Source organism: Enterobacter sp. 241F3, from assembly GCF_034106785.1.
In the GTDB taxonomy this organism is placed as follows: Bacteria; Pseudomonadota; Gammaproteobacteria; order Enterobacterales; family Enterobacteriaceae; genus Enterobacter; species Enterobacter vonholyi.
Genome location: NZ_JAWNDD010000001.1, coordinates 797,741 through 812,228, shown reverse-complemented (window position 1 = coordinate 812,228; position 14,488 = coordinate 797,741). Strand labels below are relative to the sequence as shown.

Here is a 14,488-nt window from a genome sequence, read left to right as displayed (position 1 = left end):
CGGTGAGCGTGCCTTTTTATGAATCAAAAATTTCCAGTTGAGCTATACGGAATCGACTGTTTCACGCCCGCGTTCAGGGTGGCGTGGTTTGTGCAATAGCCTGGAGAAGGATAACAAAGGAGACACTATGATCGCACTGCACGACTTCAATCAGCTTCCTGAGAAAGATGCTCTTACGCTGCTTCTGCCCTGCGTGGCGATACCCGGCTGGGCCGACGCGCTGGCTCTGGGGCGGCCATACGCCAGCCGGGACGAATTACTCAGTACGGCAAACGCGCTGACGCAAAACTGGGACGAAGCGGCGCTGGCGCAGGCCCTGAGCGCCCATCCGCGCATCGGGGAAAAGCCCGCGGGTTCAGCGGCGGAGGCGGCGCTGTCGCGTCAGGAGCAGGGCGCTGTGAACGATCGCGATGGCGCCCTTGCCCAGGCGCTGCGCGAGGGGAATGCCCGCTACGAGGCCCGCTTCGGACGCGTGTTTCTGATCCGCGCGAAGGGTCGCAGCGGCGAGGAGATATTGCGGGCCCTGCACGCGCGGCTGGAGAACAGCGACGCGCAGGAAATCCGTGCCGCGCTGGAACAGCTGCGGGAAATTACGCTGCTTCGGCTGGAAGGAGTTATTAACGAATGAGCACACTCAGCACCCATATTCTCGATATCTCTACGGGCAAGCCCGCAGAGGGCGTAACGGTTCATCTGCAACAGGACGGAAAGACGCTGGCGACGGGCGTGACCAACGCGCAGGGGCGCATCGCCGCGTTCGTTGCCTCTCTGCCCGCGGGCCGCTATCGGCTGGTGGCGGAGATCGGGGCGTGGTTTAGCGATACCGGCCGGGAGACAATCTACCCCTGTGCGCAAATTGATTTTGTGACGGGAGAAACGGCAGACGAGCATTTCCATCTGCCGTTTGTGATTGCCCCCGGCGGGTGGTCAACCTACCGGGGCAGTTGACCACACCCGCTCGCCGTTAACCCAGGTCTCGCTGATGTTGCGCTCGTCTCCGAGGGTCATCAGCACAAAAAGCTGCTCGTAGATATCCTGACAGCGGCGATTGCGCAGGCGCTGCAGCGGCGTCACGTCGGGATCGATGACCACAAAATCCGCCTCTTTGCCGGTTGTGAAGTTGCCAATCTTATCGTCCAGCCGGAGGGCGTGCGCGCCGCCCAGCGTGGCGTGATAAAACGCCTCGCTGGCGCGCAGGCGGTAGCTCTGAAGCTGGCCGACCTTGTAGGCTTCCCCCAGCGTGCGCAGCATGCTGAAGGTCGTGCCCGCCCCAACGTCGGTGCCGATGCCCATCCGCACCCTGTGCTGCCAGCAGGCGGGGAGGCGAAACAGCCCGCTGCCGAGAAACAGGTTAGAGGTGGGGCAAAACGCCACCGCCGAGCCGGTGTCATGCAGGCACTGCCACTCGCTGTGGTGCAGATGGATCGCGTGGGCAAACACGCTGCGCTCGCCGGTCAGGCCGTAGTGGTGATACACGTCCAGATAGCGCTCGTGCTCCGGCCAGAGGTCGCTTACCCAGGCCACTTCGTTGGGGTTTTCGCTCAGATGGGTCTGCAGCCAGGTGTCCGGGAACTCCTCTCTGAGCAGGCTGACCGCCGCAAGCAGCTCGGGGGATGACGTCGGGGCAAAGCGCGGCGTAATGGCATAGCCCAGCCGTCCCCGGTGGTGCCAGCGCTGGATTAGCGCCCGCGTCTGCCGGTAGCTCTGCTTCGCGTCTTCGCTCAGGTAGTCCGGCGCGTGTCTGTCCATCATCACTTTTCCGGCGATAAGGCGCATGTTGAGGCGCAGGGCCTCGGTAAACAGCGCTTCGACCGATTCAGGATGAAGCGTGCAAAATACCAGCGCGGTGGTGGTGCCGTTGCTTACCAACTGGTTAATGAAAAATTCGGCGATCTCTTTCGCGTAGGCCTCATCGGCAAACTGGCTCTCCACCGGGAAGGTGTAGGTGGTCAGCCACTCCAGCAGCTGTTCGCCAAAGGCGCCGATCATCTCCGTTTGTGGGTAATGGACGTGGGTGTCGACAAAACCGGGCAGAAGCAGCCTGCCGCGCAGGTCGGTGTAGCCCTTGTGGGGGTCAAGATACTGCTCGCCCTCCTGCCACGGCATCTGCGCCAGAATTTTCCCGCTCTGTATAAACAGCAGCCCGTCCTCAAGGTAGCGCGCGTGTTGAGCAATGGCGTCTGCGCTGTCGCAGACCCGGGCAATATCAAAAAATGCACCGCGTATCGCAGTCTGGTATTCCATCATGGTTCCTGCCTTCGTGTTTGCGTTGCGGGGGGTGAGAAGGCTCAGCAAGAACGGTGCCAGAATGAAAGGGCCGCAGATAAGCTGCGGCCGGAGGGAGGGGGTTACTCTTTTTGCGTTGCCACGCGGGAGCTGAACGACGTCGCACCCGCCGTCTCTCGATCTTCCCGCGCCAGCCAGCGGTAGGTCACGCCGCCGAGGAAGACGCCGATAAACCAGCTGAAGTTCGCTACCTCATGCAGGGCCGGGATAAAGCTAATCACCAGGCCCACGGCAACGGACGGGATCAGCGCACCAATGGCTTTCGGGTTAAAGCCGTTGCGGTACCAGTATTTGCCCTTTGGCGTGTCGTCGAACAGATCGTCAACCGACACCTTGCCGCGCTTAATCAGGTAGAAGTCTGCAATCAGAATGCCGAACAGCGGGCCGATGAACGCCCCGAGCACGTCCAGGGTGTAGTGGATAAGCTCCGGCGAGTTGAACAGGTTCCACGGGGTGAGCAGGATCGAGCCGACGGCGGCAATCATGCCCCCTGTGCGGAAGCTGATTTTCTGCGGCGAGCAGTTAGAGAAATCAAACGCCGGGGAGACGAAGTTTGCCACGATGTTGATCCCGATGGTGGCGGTGATCATCGTCAGCAGGCCAATCGCCACGGCCAGATCGTTGCCCACGCGGCTGACGGTTTCGATCGGATCGGTAATCATGCGGCCAAACAGCGACTGGGTGCCGGAGACAATGACCACCGTGACGATGGAAAACAGCAGGAAGTTGAACGGCAGGCCCCAGCGGTTGCCGCGGCGGATCTCGCCCATGCTTTTTCCGTAGCGGGAGAAGTCGCCGAAGTTGAGCAGCGGGCCGGAGAAGTAAGACACCACCAGCGCGGTCGCGGTGATCATCTGCCAGGTCTGCTCGCCCGCGCTCAGGGATTTGCTGGCGAGGGTAAAGGATATCCCGTCAAAACCGGTCTTGTATACAATCCAGCCTGCGAGGGCAAGCATCACCACGTAGACCGCCGGACCGGCGATATCAATAAAGCGCTTGATGGCGCTCATGCCGTGCCAGAAGACCATCGCCTGCAGGACCCACATAATAGCGAAGCAGATCCAGCCCAGATGCGACAGGCCCAGGAACGCGCCGGTGGTGAGTGAAGAGAGCGACGGCCAGAACTTCAGCGCCACCAGCATCAGGGCGTTGGCGGCGAGATAGGTCTGAATACCGTACCACGCAAAGGCAATCAGTCCGCGGATCACCGCCGGAATATTGGCCCCGAACACGCCGAACGCCTGACGGCTGATCACCGCATAGGGCACGCCCGCCATCTGGCTCGGTTTGGCCACCAGGTTGGCGCACAGCTGCACGATGCAAATCCCCACCAGCAGGCAGAGCAGCACCTGCCAGCTTGCCAGACCGAGCGTAAAGAAGCTCGCGGCGACAACATAACCCCCCATGCTGTGAACGTCCGACATCCAGAACGAAAAGATGTTGTACCAGCTCCAGTTCTGGTCACGCGTCGGTGCCAGATCCTCATTGCAAAGACGTGGGCTGTAAACCGCACCGGAATCAGCGGCCGTACCTTGCTGTGCGTTTTGACTGTTTGGCATGAAACCTGCTCCTGTGAATGAAAACCCGTTAAGCGGGAGTGCAAACGGTGTTGCAGGATCCAGGCCAAAATAATAAATCTTGTATGCAATATTTTATTTTTATGTATACGATTCGATAACGAAGAGTAAAAGACGGAGTGGTGAATGAACAACATAAACGCCCTGCAGACCGCGCCAGACCTGCATGACAAAGACGAATCGATCTTTCAGGCGCTGATGACCGCGATTGTCGAACATCAGCTGCTGCCGGGGAGCAAATTGCCGGAAGAGGCGCTGGCCGAGGTGTTTGGCGTAAGCCGCACGGGCATCCGAAAGGTGCTTCAACGACTCGCCGCTGTGCAAATGGTCACCCTGACGCCCAAGCGTGGTGCACACGTCGCCAGCCCGACGGTGGAAGAGGCGCGACACATCTTTCGCACCCGCGCGCTGCTGGAGGTCGCTAACCTTCCGGACGTGCTGGCGCACTGCCAGCCGCCGCACCTTGCCGCGCTGGAGACCATTATTCGCCAGGAGCAGCAGGCGCACGAGGCCTATGACGGCCCGGCGGCGATTCGCCACTCCGCCAATTTCCACATTCAGCTGCAGGCCATATCCGGCAACCAGGTGCTCACTGAGATGGTGACCGGCCTGAGCCAGCGTTCTTCGCTGGTGATTGCCACCTGGGGCGCGCCGTGGCGTCAGGGCTGCCGCTGCAACGATCACGAACAGCTTGTGGATCTGCTGCGCCAGAAGGCGCTCCAGCCGCTAAGCGATGCATTAATGCACCATTTTGAACATATCGTCGCCAGCCTCTGCTTCGAGCGGGCGGGCGAGTGCCTGCCTGATTTTGCCCGGCTGTTTGCCGGCCACAAGGAGTCGTAATGTCTGTCTGTATACAAGTGATCAACCCCAACACCAGCCTCGCCATGACGGAAACCATCGGCGCGGCGGCCCGCGCGGTGGCGGCGCCGGGGACGGAGATCCTCGCGGTCTGCCCGAGCGCGGGCGTACCGTCCATAGAAGGCCACTTTGATGAGGCCATCGCCGCCGTCGGTGTGCTGGAACAGATCAAAAAAGGCAGGGAACAGGGCGTGTCGGGTCACGTGATTGCCTGCTTTGGCGATCCGGGCCTGCTGGCGGCGCGCGAGCTGGCCCAGGGGCCGGTTATCGGCATTGCCGAAGCCGCGATGCACATGGCGACGCTGGTGGCGACGCGTTTTTCGGTGGTTACCACGCTGCCGCGCACGCTGATTATTGCCCGTCATCTGTTGCACCAGTATGGCTTTCAGGACCATTGCGCGGCGCTGCACGCCATCGACCTTCCGGTGCTCGCGCTGGAGGACGGCAGCGGTCTGGCGCAGGAAAAAGTGCGCGCGCGTTGTATACAGGCGCTGAAAGAGGATGGCTGTGGCGCCATCGTGCTGGGCTGCGGCGGCATGGCAACGCTGGCGCAGGAGCTGACCCGCGAGCTGCGCGTGCCGGTGATCGACGGCGTCAGCGCGGCGGTGAAGATGGTGGAATCGCTGGTGGCGCTGGGGCTGTCGACCAGCAAGCACGGGGATCTGGCATTCCCGGAGAACAAACCGTTAAGCGGGCATTTTCAGGCATTGAATCCATTTTAATTTTTGGGGGTGGCAATGGGGCTTTTTGAACAGGATTATCCGCGGGATCTGCGCGGCTACGCGGGCAACCCGCCGCACGCGCGGTGGCCTAATCAGGCGCGCATCGCCGTGCAGTTTGTGCTCAACTATGAGGAAGGGGCGGAAAACCACGTTCTGCACGGCGATGCCGGATCCGAGCAGTTCCTGTCGGACATTATCGGCGCGGCCAGCTACCCGGATAAGCACATGTCGATGGACTCCCTCTACGAATACGGCAGCCGCGCCGGGTTCTGGAGGATCCACAATGAATTTCAAAAGCGCGGCCTGCCGCTAACGGTCTTTGGCGTGGCGATGGCGCTGGCGCGTCACCCGGAGATCGTTGAGGCGATCAAAGCCGCAGATTACGACGTGGTCAGCCACGGCTGGCGCTGGATCCACTATCAAAACATGGACATCAGCCAGGAGCGCGAACACCTGCATAAGGCGGTGCACGTTCTGACCGACCTGTTCGGCAAGCCGCCAGCGGGCTGGTACACCGGGCGCGACAGCCCCAACACGCGCCAGCTGGTGGTGGAGCACGGCGGTTTTGACTACGACAGCGACTACTACGGCGACGATTTGCCCTTCTGGACGGAAGTGGCCTGCAGCGACGGCACCCGCAAGCCGCACCTGATTGTGCCATATACGCTGGATGCGAACGACATGCGCTTCGCGACCGCGCAGGGGTTTAACACGGCCGAGCAGTTCTATACCTACCTGAAGGACAGTTTTGACGTGCTGTACGAAGAGGGAGAAAGCGCGCCGAAGATGATGTCCATCGGCATGCACTGTCGCCTGCTGGGCAGACCGGGGCGTTTTCGCGCGCTGCAGAAGTTCCTGGATTATGTGCAGCAGCACGAGCGGGTATGGGTCTGTACCCGCCAGCAGATTGCCGACCACTGGCGGGAGGTGCATCCGTTTCAGAAATAACTGAGCCGTCTTTAGCCGGGTGGCGGCTGCGCCTTACCCGGCCTACAGAACCCACAGGGCATACTGGACATCGCAGGCCCGGTAAGCGCAGCGCCACCGGGCAGGTTTTTCAGCGTTACACCATTAAACTCACCTGCGCCGCCACGATCCGCCACCCGTAGGCAAACCGCATAAGGTCTACGTGTTGTGGTGGAAGCCTTACCTATATCAAAACGCCCCGTTCCAGTTAGATAGTTCACTCCCTGCTGGGCTGTAAGCAAGAGCCCCCCGTTCAGCCCGACTGCTGCGCCTGTTCCGGTAACTGTATTCTGGAGCCAACCCGGACAGATACTACAAATCGCCACAGGCAGCAGCCACTGGTCACTGAGGTTCGCGGAAGAAGGCAGACTGATAGTCAACATAAGTAAAACTGTCGTTTACTATTAAACAGACAGCCTTGTAGAGGCTAACTGAAAGAAGTGATTTGGTGACTGTCTTCCGCTAAAGATCCAGTTACCGTCCGGTTTCCCGAGTTGCAAGCTCAACGAACCCGGATCAACCCGCCTACTGGCGGGTTTTTTCGTTTACAGGGCAAGAGATTATGCGTTAAAAAAGGATCTCAAGAAGATCCTTTTGGTAAGTATTATTATCTATAAAACAGCCCGGTATTTTGGCTAGACATAATCCATAGCCGAGGATGTTTTTCGATACATCGCGCATCTACGGGCATTTCATCGAAGCAAATTAAATCAGAGTCTTCATCCGTCCCTCGATCAATACGATAACCGTCGCCAAAGTCCATAATAGTTACGCTGTAATAACCACCTTCGCTTTTATTAGGTATCCCATATTTCGCCTGAATTATATCTTTGTTGGCTTCCCACCAAGCTATTTGGCGACTTTTCAGATACGGGAAATTCCTGACTAAGATCGTATCCCCTTCATGCACCGCCACTATTTCAACTGGTGTCAAACGCTGCCAGAGCACATAACCACAAGCTATTACCGCAATAGCGCCAGCTAACAGCCGTTTATTCACCTCGCCTCCCGTTAATTTCGACAGAGGCATTCATCTCGGTGATAAACGGCTTATACCCGTACTCATTCCAACGCTGGAGCGCAAACCACAAACGGAAAATACGAAACTCCCGGTATACAGGGTTCAGTACATCATCGTCATCGAGTCCAAAGTGATCCTGAATCCGGTAATGCACCGTTGCCCGGTAGCTGTCACCACTCACAAGTAGTGATACCAGCGTGATATGAGTGGACCAGGTGTCATGTACAGAGATCACCAGACCGTTAGTGTTATCTATCTTCCGGTCAAATTTAGGCAGTACAGTTTTCCCTATTTCTTTAAGGTTTCCATTTTTGTCGAAGATATCGCCTTTTTTATCCAGTGGTATAAATCCATGTTCATAGTCAATTACTCGTTTCAGAACATCTTTAATTTCCAGTAAAGAGCTTTTCTCTGAATGGTCATTCAGGATCTGCTCCTTCAGCGCCCTGTCCAGCAACGGGCTGCTGTATGGTGCACCGTGATTCTCCTGCATATGGTCAATCATCTCTGTGATGATGTTCTTATACGGACCGTGGAAGGAATACAGCTTCGCCAGTTCCCGGAACTCATCAAACATCAGGCGCGTCGCCTCGTCCCTGCTGACAGACGGCTGCTGCTGTTCAAGATCCTGCATGGCATAAGGGGAATATTGTGTTGCAGTGTTCGCTGTCGGCTGTAGCTTCAGGGTTCGAGGGTTCACCTTCGCGGACACATTGTCCACGTCGATGTAAAACTGGTTACGTAGCGTCAGCGTGTCCAGATCGCCGTAGCGCATATCCTTGGCCTGATAGTCATCCATCTGCCTCGTGGTCTGGTAAATTCGCGTCGGAAGAGGGAGAGGTTCAGAGCGAGGCTTTTCCGCCGTCTGCGCATGCAGTTCCGGCTCTGGTGCTGCGACCGGTACCATCCCGGCGCTTGGCTCTGAAAGCTGCGGGATAGTATCCGGGGCAATCAGAAAATTGGACCCCTGCGGACACCCGCAACGGATCTCCGCACCATCCACCGCAACAGCGGCACTGTTTGAGCAGCGGTGATCCCCGTCCACAATGACTCCCACCTCCCCACACTTCGGACAGGGTGTGGTCTTGTCGCCGATATAGAGTTTCAGCAACCCCATGACCGACATACCGGGCCGGGCCGCGATACATTGTGCCCCCGAGGAGGTTTTATCTCCGTGTAATCCGACATTCTTGCCGTGAACGCTACACCCTCTCATGATGGACATAATTCAGCCCTCTGCCGGTAAATCTCCACCACCGGATGTTCATGCATGAATGTTTCCTTCGCTTCGACTGTGTGACGGGAATCGTCAGATATTACAGCCTTTTCCTCCGCCGAAAACGGCGGACGAGCGAGTGTGGCGACTAATTCCGGGGTCAGTTCGTTAGTATATTGCTGTGACATATCAAATCCTTCTGGTTCATAATGTTATTGTCTCATCCATCATACACCGGTCGAGACTTAACCAAAATTCCCCTATATGTCGCACTCTGTCGCCGGCTTGCCGTCGGATGTAACTGTAAGCATCTTTTCATTACACCATCAAACTCACCTGGGCCGCCACGATCCGCCACCCGTAGGCAAACCGTACCCACGTCTGCTGCTGGCGGCCAATGCGTTCCGTCCCCTCGCGGGTAAACTCGGTGCTGCACACGGCATAATCCTCCCCAAAGGTGGTAATCACTGTGTGGCGCAGCGTCCGCTGCAATCCGGCGGACGGGCGCGCCGCCCGAAAGGCGCGGATTTCATCAATCCCGTACAGGTTTTCACCCGCTCCGAGACGCACCGTGCTTTTGTCGTGCCAGAACAGCTCGTCCAGCACCGCAACGTTGTTGCTCACCAGCGCGTCCTCATAGCGGTAAAACGCGGCGGTCACCTCGGCAACCACCCACGGGAGGTTAATGTCATCGTGATTCATCATGCTGCTATCTCCGCCGGGCGGGCATCGGTGATGCCGTTCTCTTCCAGAACCCGCGCGACGCGCAGGCAGGCCTGCTCGTTAAATGGCGCGGCAATCAGCTGCAGGCCGATGGGCGCACCCTGCGCGGTGCGCAGGGGAACGGTGGTCACGGGCAGGCCCAAAAACGAAATCGGCTGGGTCAGCATCCCCATGCTGGCGCGAATGGGGAGCGGCTGACCGTTGATTTCCATGGTTTGCGCGCCCGCCAGCGTGGCGCTGCGCGGAGTGGCCGGGGCGATCAGCACGTCCGCCTGCGCAAATAAGGTTTTGAACGCCTGCCGGGCGTGAGCGCGAAACCGCTGGGCCTGAATATACCAGGCTGAGGGGATCATCGCCCCGGCGAGCAGCCGTTCGCGAGAGTGCGGCTCAAAACGCGCCGGTTCATGGCGAAGCGCGGGCAGGTATTGATTTCCCCCTTCGGAGGCGCTGATGATAAACGCCGCCGAACGCGCCAGCTCGGCGTCAGGGAACTGCAGCTCATCCTGCACGCCGAGCGCTTTCGCTACCCGCGCCACGGCGGCTCTGGCGTCTGCGTCGCACCAGGTGGTGAAATAGCCGCCGAGCACCGCGCAGCGCAGGCCATCAAGCCCGCGATCGAGCAGGGGGCGCGTCTGTTCCCGGGAGCACTCGGCCTGAAAACCGTCGCTGGTATCCCGTCCCTGCAGCGCGTCGTACACGGACGCCAGGTCGCACACGCGGCGCGCAAAGGGCCCGATATGATCCAGGCTCGCGACAAACGGATGGCTGCCGGATCGCGACAGGCGGCCAAAGGTGGGCTTCAGGCCATAGATACCGCACAGGGAGGCCGGAACGCGAATCGAGCCGTTGGTGTCGGTGCCGAGCGAAAAGTGCACCAGCCCGGCGGCCACCGCGGCGGCTGAACCGCCGGACGACCCGCCCGCAATGCGCGTCAGGTCGTGCGGGTTACGCGTCGTGCCGTAGTGACTGTTCTCGGTGGTAAAGCCGTAGGCGTAGGCGTCCATATTGACCATCCCGGTCAGCAGCCCGCCCGCGCTGCGCAGCTGGCGCACCGCAAAACTGTCAGCGGCGGCGGCAGGGCGCTGGCTGAACAATTCGGCTCCGGCGAGGGTGGTGTGACCGGCAACGTCGAACAGATTTTTTACCGCGTAGGGCACGCCCGCCAGCGGCGGCAGGGGGCGCTTTTCCCGTCGCAGGGTATCGATATTGTCGGCCTCGGCGAGCATGCGTGCTTCCGTCACGGCGGTCCAGGCGCCGATCTGCGGGTTAACGCGCGCAATCCCCTCCAGCGTCTGTCGGGCGATCTCGCGAGCGCTCAGCTCCCCCGCGCTCAGCGCCTGCTGGATCGCGCTGATACTCATCTCGTGTAGCGTCATGCTTTATACACTCCTGCAATCTCCAGACGGTCGTCGAGCGGCAGCGCCATCAGCGGGGCGGCCATGGTGGCTATGCGGCTGAACTGCAGCTGCAGCTCGGCGCGGCGGGCGTCATCCAGCGTCACGCCGAGTACAGTTTCCATTTGCGCCAGGTATGCCTGCCAGTCGGGTTGGTGTGTCGTCATTTTTTTTCTCCTCAGAATCCGGCGGCCGCGCCGTTGCTGCGCGGGTCAAATGCCCCTTCGAACAGCCCGTTGGGGTGGCGGACAATCGCGCCCGCGTGGCCCATGGCTTCACTAAAGTCAGGGAAAAGCTCCACCTCGTGACCGAGTGCCCGCAGGCGCGCGACCGTCTCGGGTGAAAAAAGTCCTTCAAGCTTTAGGGTGTCCGAGGTTTGTCCCCAGGTGCGCCCCAGCAGCCAGCGCGGGCGGGAAATGCTCTCCTGTAAAGGCACGCCCTGAATCGCGTAGCGGGTAAAGATCGCGGCCTGGGTTTGCGGCTGTCCGTCGCCGCCCATCGATCCGTAGACCATCACGCGACCGTCCTTCAGACGCGCCGCCGCCGGGTTCAGGGTGTGGAACGGCTGTTTGCCCGGCGCGAGGGCCAGAAGATGGGCAGGATCGAGGCTGAAAGATGCGCCGCGGTTCTGCCAGACGATGCCGGTATCGGGCAGGACAACGCCGCTGCCGAACTCGTGATAAAGGCTCTGGATAAACGACACGGCAAGCCCGCTGCTGTCCATCACCCCCATCCACACCGTATCGCCGGGGCCTTTTCCGGTACCCCACGGCGCGGCGCGGCCGTCGTCAATCCTGTCGGCAAGCGCCTGCAGGGCGGCGGGATCCAGCAGATCCTGAATATCGGTTTTCAGCTCGCGCGGATCGGTGATGTGGGCATCGCGCAGGCCAAAGGCCAGCTTGGTGGCTTCAACGATGCGGTGAAGGGTTTCGGCGTCGTCGGCCTCCGCCATGTTCAGGCGGTCGGTGATGCCGAGTATCGCCAGCGAGACCAGCCCCTGCGTCGGCGGAGCGTGGTTAAAGATCTCTCCCTGCTGATGCTCCAGCTTCAGCGGCGCGGTGCGCCGGGCTGCGTGGGCGTGTAAATCGGCCAGCGTAACGGGCAGGCCCAGCGTCTCCATGCCGTGCGCCAGCACGTCCGCCAGCGGGCCGCGATAAAAACTGTCCAGACCGTCTTCCGCCAGGCGCCTCAGGGTCGTGGCCATGGCGGGCTGGTAAAAGCGGCTCCCGGCCTGCGGCGGCTTGCCGTCGACCAGCCAGGTTTCCGCGAAGCCCGGCACATCCTTCAGCTCGTCGAACTTGCTGGCGGTGGCGTGAGCCTGAGAGGCCGTGACCGGCGTGCCGTTCTGCGCGTAGTCAATGGCGTCGGCCAGCAGGCGGGCCAGCGGCAGCGACTTGCCGGTCATCTCACGGGAAACCTTCAGCGCCTCGTCCCAGCCGCTGACCGTGCCGGCGACGGTTAGCGCCGCCTGCGGTCCGCGATGGGGGATCTGCGTGAGCCCGTCGTAGGCGGCCAGCGTCGCGTGCGATCCCGCCGCGCCGCTGGCGTCAATGGCGATGGGGTCGCCTTCCGGCGGTACGATAAGCCAGAAGCCATCGCCGCCTAGCCCGTTCATATGCGGGTAAACTACGGCGATGGTGGCCGCCGCCGCGACCATCGCTTCTATCGCGCTGCCGCCCTCGCGTAGCACCGTCAGCGCGCTCTGGCTGGCGAGGTGGTGGGGCGCAACCGCCATACCGTGTGTGGAGACATTACTTTGCATGAAGAGTCCTCGTAACCCTGAAAGTCACAAGGCGCTGCAAAAGCTGTTCCAGTTCTGAAAGAAAAGTTTCAGTAAACTGGCACGTATAATGAAAGGTAGAATGAAAACCAAAATGTGATGAAACAAAAGTTACAGAGGCGCTATGGAACAACTGGATGAACGTCTGAAAGCACAATACCCGTCGCTGTCGCCGCAGGAGCAGCGGGTGGCGGACTTTATTTTTGATCATTTTGACGATCTCATTAGCTACAACAGCGCCGAGCTGGCGCAGCTGAGCGGGGTGTCGAAAGCCACGGTGAGCCGTCTGTTTAAGCGTCTGGGCTATGAGAAATATAAGGACATGCGCGAAGAGCTGCGCACCCTGCGCCAGAGCGGGATGCCGCTCACCGATAATCGCGACGCGGTGCAGGGCAATACGCTGCTGGCGCGCCACTATAAGCAGGAGATGGCAAACCTGACCCAGTGGGTCAATGCCCTCGATGCGCAGCAGTTTGCCGACGCCATGACCTGCATGGTCAGGGCGCGCCGCATTGTCATTATCGGCATGCGTAACGCCTATCCGGCGGCGCTGCACCTGCGCCAGCAGCTGCTGCAGGCGCGCGGTCAGGTGCTGGTGCTGCCGCAGCCGGGGCAGAGCCTGAGCGAGGAGCTGGTGGACTTAACGCCGGACGATCTGGTGGTCATGATGGCCTTCCGCCGCCGTCCGCGCATTATCCGCCCGCTGATGCAGCAGCTTCAGAGCAGCGGTATTCCGGTGCTGCTGATGTGCGAGCCGCAGGCCCACAGCCTGTTTCCGCTCGCCAGCTGGCAGCTCTGCGCCCCGCTGGACAGCGTCTCGGCCTATGACAGCTATTCCTCGGTTAACAGTCTGATCAACCTGCTGGCGAACGCCTTCCTGCATGAGATCCTCGATAAAGGCCGTCCGCGCATTCACGAGATTGCCTCCCTCTATCAGCAGCTGGACGAGCTCGAACAGCGATAATGGGGCATCAGGCTGGTGCTTTGCATTAAAATGGTGCGTAATGGCGGGGCGAAAATGGAGAGCATTTTCGCCCCGCCCGCGTTTTATAAGGCTTTAAAAGAATATTTCCCGCTTCGCCTTATCTGGCACATTAGTTGCAGAATCACATTTAAAGAATCTTTTGTTTCATGTTAACGTTACGGGGAAGCACCATGAAAAAATTGTTGATTGCACTGGCCGGGGCAGCATGCCTCTTCACACAGCTGCCGGCAAAGGCTGACCAGCTACAGGATATCGAGAAGCGCGGCACTATCCGTATTGCCGTTCCGCAGGACTTCCCGCCGTTTGGCTCGGTGGGGACCGATCTGCAGCCCCAGGGGTACGACATCGATATGGCGCGATATCTGGCTAAACAGATGAAGCTCAAGCTGCAGCTGGTGCCGGTGACCAGCGCCAACCGCGTGCCGTACCTGCAAACCGATAAGGTGGACCTGGTCATTTCCAGCCTCGGTAAAAACCCGGAGCGCGAGAAGGTAATCGACTTCAGCCGCGCCTACGCGCCGTTCTTCCTTGGCGTGTTTGGTCCAAAAGGGGCCGAGCTGAAGGACGCCGCCGCGCTGAGCGGAAAAACCATCGGCGTGACGCGCGGGGCGGTGGAGGACATGGTGCTGACCGGACTGGCGCCGAAAGACGCGGACGTGAAGCGCTACGAAGACAATAACACCACGCTCTCCGCTTACCTGTCGGGACAGGTGCAGTACGTGGCAACCGGTAACCTCGTGGTGGCGGCCATTTCGCGCCAGAACGCGGATAAAGCCCCGGTGCCGAGCTTTATGCTGAAAGATTCGCCGTGCTTTATTGGCCTGAAGAAAAACGAACCGGCTCTGAAGGCAAAAGTGGATGCGCTGATTGAGCAGGGCATCAAGGACGGCACGCTGAACGGCCTGTCTGAGCAATGGCTGAAGGCCCCGCTGCCGGCAAACCTTGGCGCCTGAGCCG

At 59.9% G+C, this 14,488-nt stretch carries 15 protein-coding genes and 1 pseudogene; 7 read left to right on the top strand and 9 right to left on the bottom strand.

Going from position 1 to position 14,488, the window contains the following annotated elements:
- The first annotated feature begins 127 nt into the window (after positions 1-127).
- Complete coding sequence (gene uraD, locus UR504_RS03890) at positions 128-628, top strand: 2-oxo-4-hydroxy-4-carboxy-5-ureidoimidazoline decarboxylase (protein ID WP_302234698.1); 501 nt, start codon at positions 128-130, stop codon at positions 626-628.
- A complete protein-coding gene (gene uraH / locus UR504_RS03885) occupies positions 625-948 on the top strand; it encodes a hydroxyisourate hydrolase (RefSeq protein ID WP_115874674.1) in 324 nt (107 codons plus the stop codon). Before uraD ends, uraH begins: the two co-directional genes overlap by 4 nt.
- Here uraH and guaD read toward each other — a convergent pair.
- Complete coding sequence (gene guaD, locus UR504_RS03880; protein WP_302234699.1) at positions 928-2,247, bottom strand: guanine deaminase; 1,320 nt, start codon at positions 2,245-2,247, stop codon at positions 928-930. The two genes, uraH and guaD, sit on opposite strands and share 21 nt — an antisense overlap.
- 101 nt (positions 2,248-2,348) lie before the next feature.
- A complete protein-coding gene (locus tag UR504_RS03875; RefSeq protein WP_029741848.1) occupies positions 2,349-3,845 on the bottom strand; it encodes an NCS1 family nucleobase:cation symporter-1 in 1,497 nt (498 codons plus the stop codon).
- A 144-nt stretch (positions 3,846-3,989) separates the two neighbouring features.
- Here UR504_RS03875 and UR504_RS03870 point away from each other — a divergent pair, with 144 nt between their 5' ends.
- The 3 genes and pseudogenes from UR504_RS03870 to puuE all read left to right on the top strand — a co-directional run bounded on the left by UR504_RS03870 (position 3,990) and on the right by puuE (position 6,394).
- Positions 3,990-4,706 (top strand): GntR family transcriptional regulator, encoded by a 717-nt coding sequence (locus UR504_RS03870; protein ID WP_302234700.1) that lies wholly within the window; start codon positions 3,990-3,992, stop codon positions 4,704-4,706.
- A pseudogene (gene hpxA, locus UR504_RS03865) lies at positions 4,706-5,538 on the top strand (allantoin racemase). Before UR504_RS03870 ends, hpxA begins: the two are co-directional and overlap by 1 nt.
- On the top strand, positions 5,495-6,394 hold the full coding sequence (gene puuE / locus UR504_RS03860; RefSeq protein WP_232057393.1) for an allantoinase PuuE: 900 nt from the start codon (positions 5,495-5,497) through the stop codon (positions 6,392-6,394). The pseudogene hpxA and the gene puuE overlap by 44 nt, the downstream one beginning before the upstream one ends.
- A gap of 625 nt (positions 6,395-7,019) precedes the next feature.
- Here the strand turns inward: puuE and UR504_RS03855 are convergent.
- The 7 genes from UR504_RS03855 to hpxW all read right to left on the bottom strand — a co-directional run bounded on the left by UR504_RS03855 (position 7,020) and on the right by hpxW (position 12,528).
- The gene (locus tag UR504_RS03855; protein WP_248173383.1) at positions 7,020-7,412 is read right to left on the bottom strand and encodes a DUF943 family protein; all 393 of its coding nucleotides are present in this window, start codon (positions 7,410-7,412) and stop codon (positions 7,020-7,022) included.
- Positions 7,405-8,658, bottom strand: coding sequence for a PAAR domain-containing protein (locus UR504_RS03850; RefSeq protein WP_302234701.1), 1,254 nt, complete (start codon positions 8,656-8,658; stop codon positions 7,405-7,407). Before UR504_RS03850 ends, UR504_RS03855 begins: the two co-directional genes overlap by 8 nt.
- Positions 8,646-8,837, bottom strand: a complete 192-nt coding sequence (locus tag UR504_RS03845) for a hypothetical protein (RefSeq protein ID WP_302234702.1) — start codon at positions 8,835-8,837, stop codon at positions 8,646-8,648. The genes UR504_RS03850 and UR504_RS03845 overlap by 13 nt, the downstream gene beginning before the upstream one ends.
- A 130-nt stretch (positions 8,838-8,967) precedes the next feature.
- Positions 8,968-9,354: an oxalurate catabolism protein HpxZ gene (hpxZ, locus tag UR504_RS03840; protein ID WP_248173389.1), complete on the bottom strand. Its 387-nt coding sequence runs from the start codon at positions 9,352-9,354 to the stop codon at positions 8,968-8,970.
- A complete protein-coding gene (locus UR504_RS03835; protein ID WP_302234703.1) occupies positions 9,351-10,748 on the bottom strand; it encodes an AtzE family amidohydrolase in 1,398 nt (465 codons plus the stop codon). The genes hpxZ and UR504_RS03835 overlap by 4 nt, the downstream gene beginning before the upstream one ends.
- On the bottom strand, positions 10,745-10,933 hold the full coding sequence (hpxX, locus tag UR504_RS03830; protein ID WP_045334723.1) for an oxalurate catabolism protein HpxX: 189 nt from the start codon (positions 10,931-10,933) through the stop codon (positions 10,745-10,747). The genes UR504_RS03835 and hpxX overlap by 4 nt, the downstream gene beginning before the upstream one ends.
- Positions 10,934-10,944: 11 nt before the next feature.
- Entirely contained in the window at positions 10,945-12,528 is a 1,584-nt protein-coding gene (hpxW, locus tag UR504_RS03825) for an oxamate amidohydrolase (RefSeq protein ID WP_320739346.1), read from the bottom strand.
- 142 nt (positions 12,529-12,670) lie between these two features.
- Here hpxW and hpxU point away from each other — a divergent pair, with 142 nt between their 5' ends.
- Positions 12,671-13,510 carry a MurR/RpiR family transcriptional regulator HpxU gene (gene hpxU / locus UR504_RS03820; protein ID WP_302234705.1) on the top strand — a complete coding sequence of 280 codons (840 nt, stop codon included), beginning with the start codon at positions 12,671-12,673 and terminating at the stop codon, positions 13,508-13,510.
- A gap of 191 nt (positions 13,511-13,701) precedes the next feature.
- The gene (locus UR504_RS03815; RefSeq protein ID WP_023311064.1) at positions 13,702-14,484 is read left to right on the top strand and encodes a transporter substrate-binding domain-containing protein; all 783 of its coding nucleotides are present in this window, start codon (positions 13,702-13,704) and stop codon (positions 14,482-14,484) included.
- Positions 14,485-14,488 lie beyond the last annotated feature (4 nt).

Excerpts from the sequence above, each read along its gene's own strand:
- hpxX (WP_045334723.1), bottom strand. The coding sequence starts at position 10,933 with ATGACGACACACCAACCCGACTGGCAGGCATACCTGGCGCAAATGGAA.
- UR504_RS03835 (WP_302234703.1), bottom strand. The coding sequence starts at position 10,748 with ATGACGCTACACGAGATGAGTATCAGCGCGATCCAGCAGGCGCTGAGC.
- UR504_RS03850 (WP_302234701.1), bottom strand. The coding sequence starts at position 8,658 with ATGTCCATCATGAGAGGGTGTAGCGTTCACGGCAAGAATGTCGGATTA.
- UR504_RS03845 (WP_302234702.1), bottom strand. The coding sequence starts at position 8,837 with ATGTCACAGCAATATACTAACGAACTGACCCCGGAATTAGTCGCCACA.
- hpxW (WP_320739346.1), bottom strand. The coding sequence starts at position 12,528 with ATGCAAAGTAATGTCTCCACACACGGTATGGCGGTTGCGCCCCACCAC.
- guaD (WP_302234699.1), bottom strand. The coding sequence starts at position 2,247 with ATGATGGAATACCAGACTGCGATACGCGGTGCATTTTTTGATATTGCC.
- hpxZ (WP_248173389.1), bottom strand. The coding sequence starts at position 9,354 with ATGATGAATCACGATGACATTAACCTCCCGTGGGTGGTTGCCGAGGTG.
- UR504_RS03875 (WP_029741848.1), bottom strand. The coding sequence starts at position 3,845 with ATGCCAAACAGTCAAAACGCACAGCAAGGTACGGCCGCTGATTCCGGT.
- uraD (WP_302234698.1), top strand. The coding sequence starts at position 128 with ATGATCGCACTGCACGACTTCAATCAGCTTCCTGAGAAAGATGCTCTT.
- uraH (WP_115874674.1), top strand. The coding sequence starts at position 625 with ATGAGCACACTCAGCACCCATATTCTCGATATCTCTACGGGCAAGCCC.
- hpxU (WP_302234705.1), top strand. The coding sequence starts at position 12,671 with ATGGAACAACTGGATGAACGTCTGAAAGCACAATACCCGTCGCTGTCG.
- UR504_RS03815 (WP_023311064.1), top strand. The coding sequence starts at position 13,702 with ATGAAAAAATTGTTGATTGCACTGGCCGGGGCAGCATGCCTCTTCACA.
- UR504_RS03870 (WP_302234700.1), top strand. The coding sequence starts at position 3,990 with ATGAACAACATAAACGCCCTGCAGACCGCGCCAGACCTGCATGACAAA.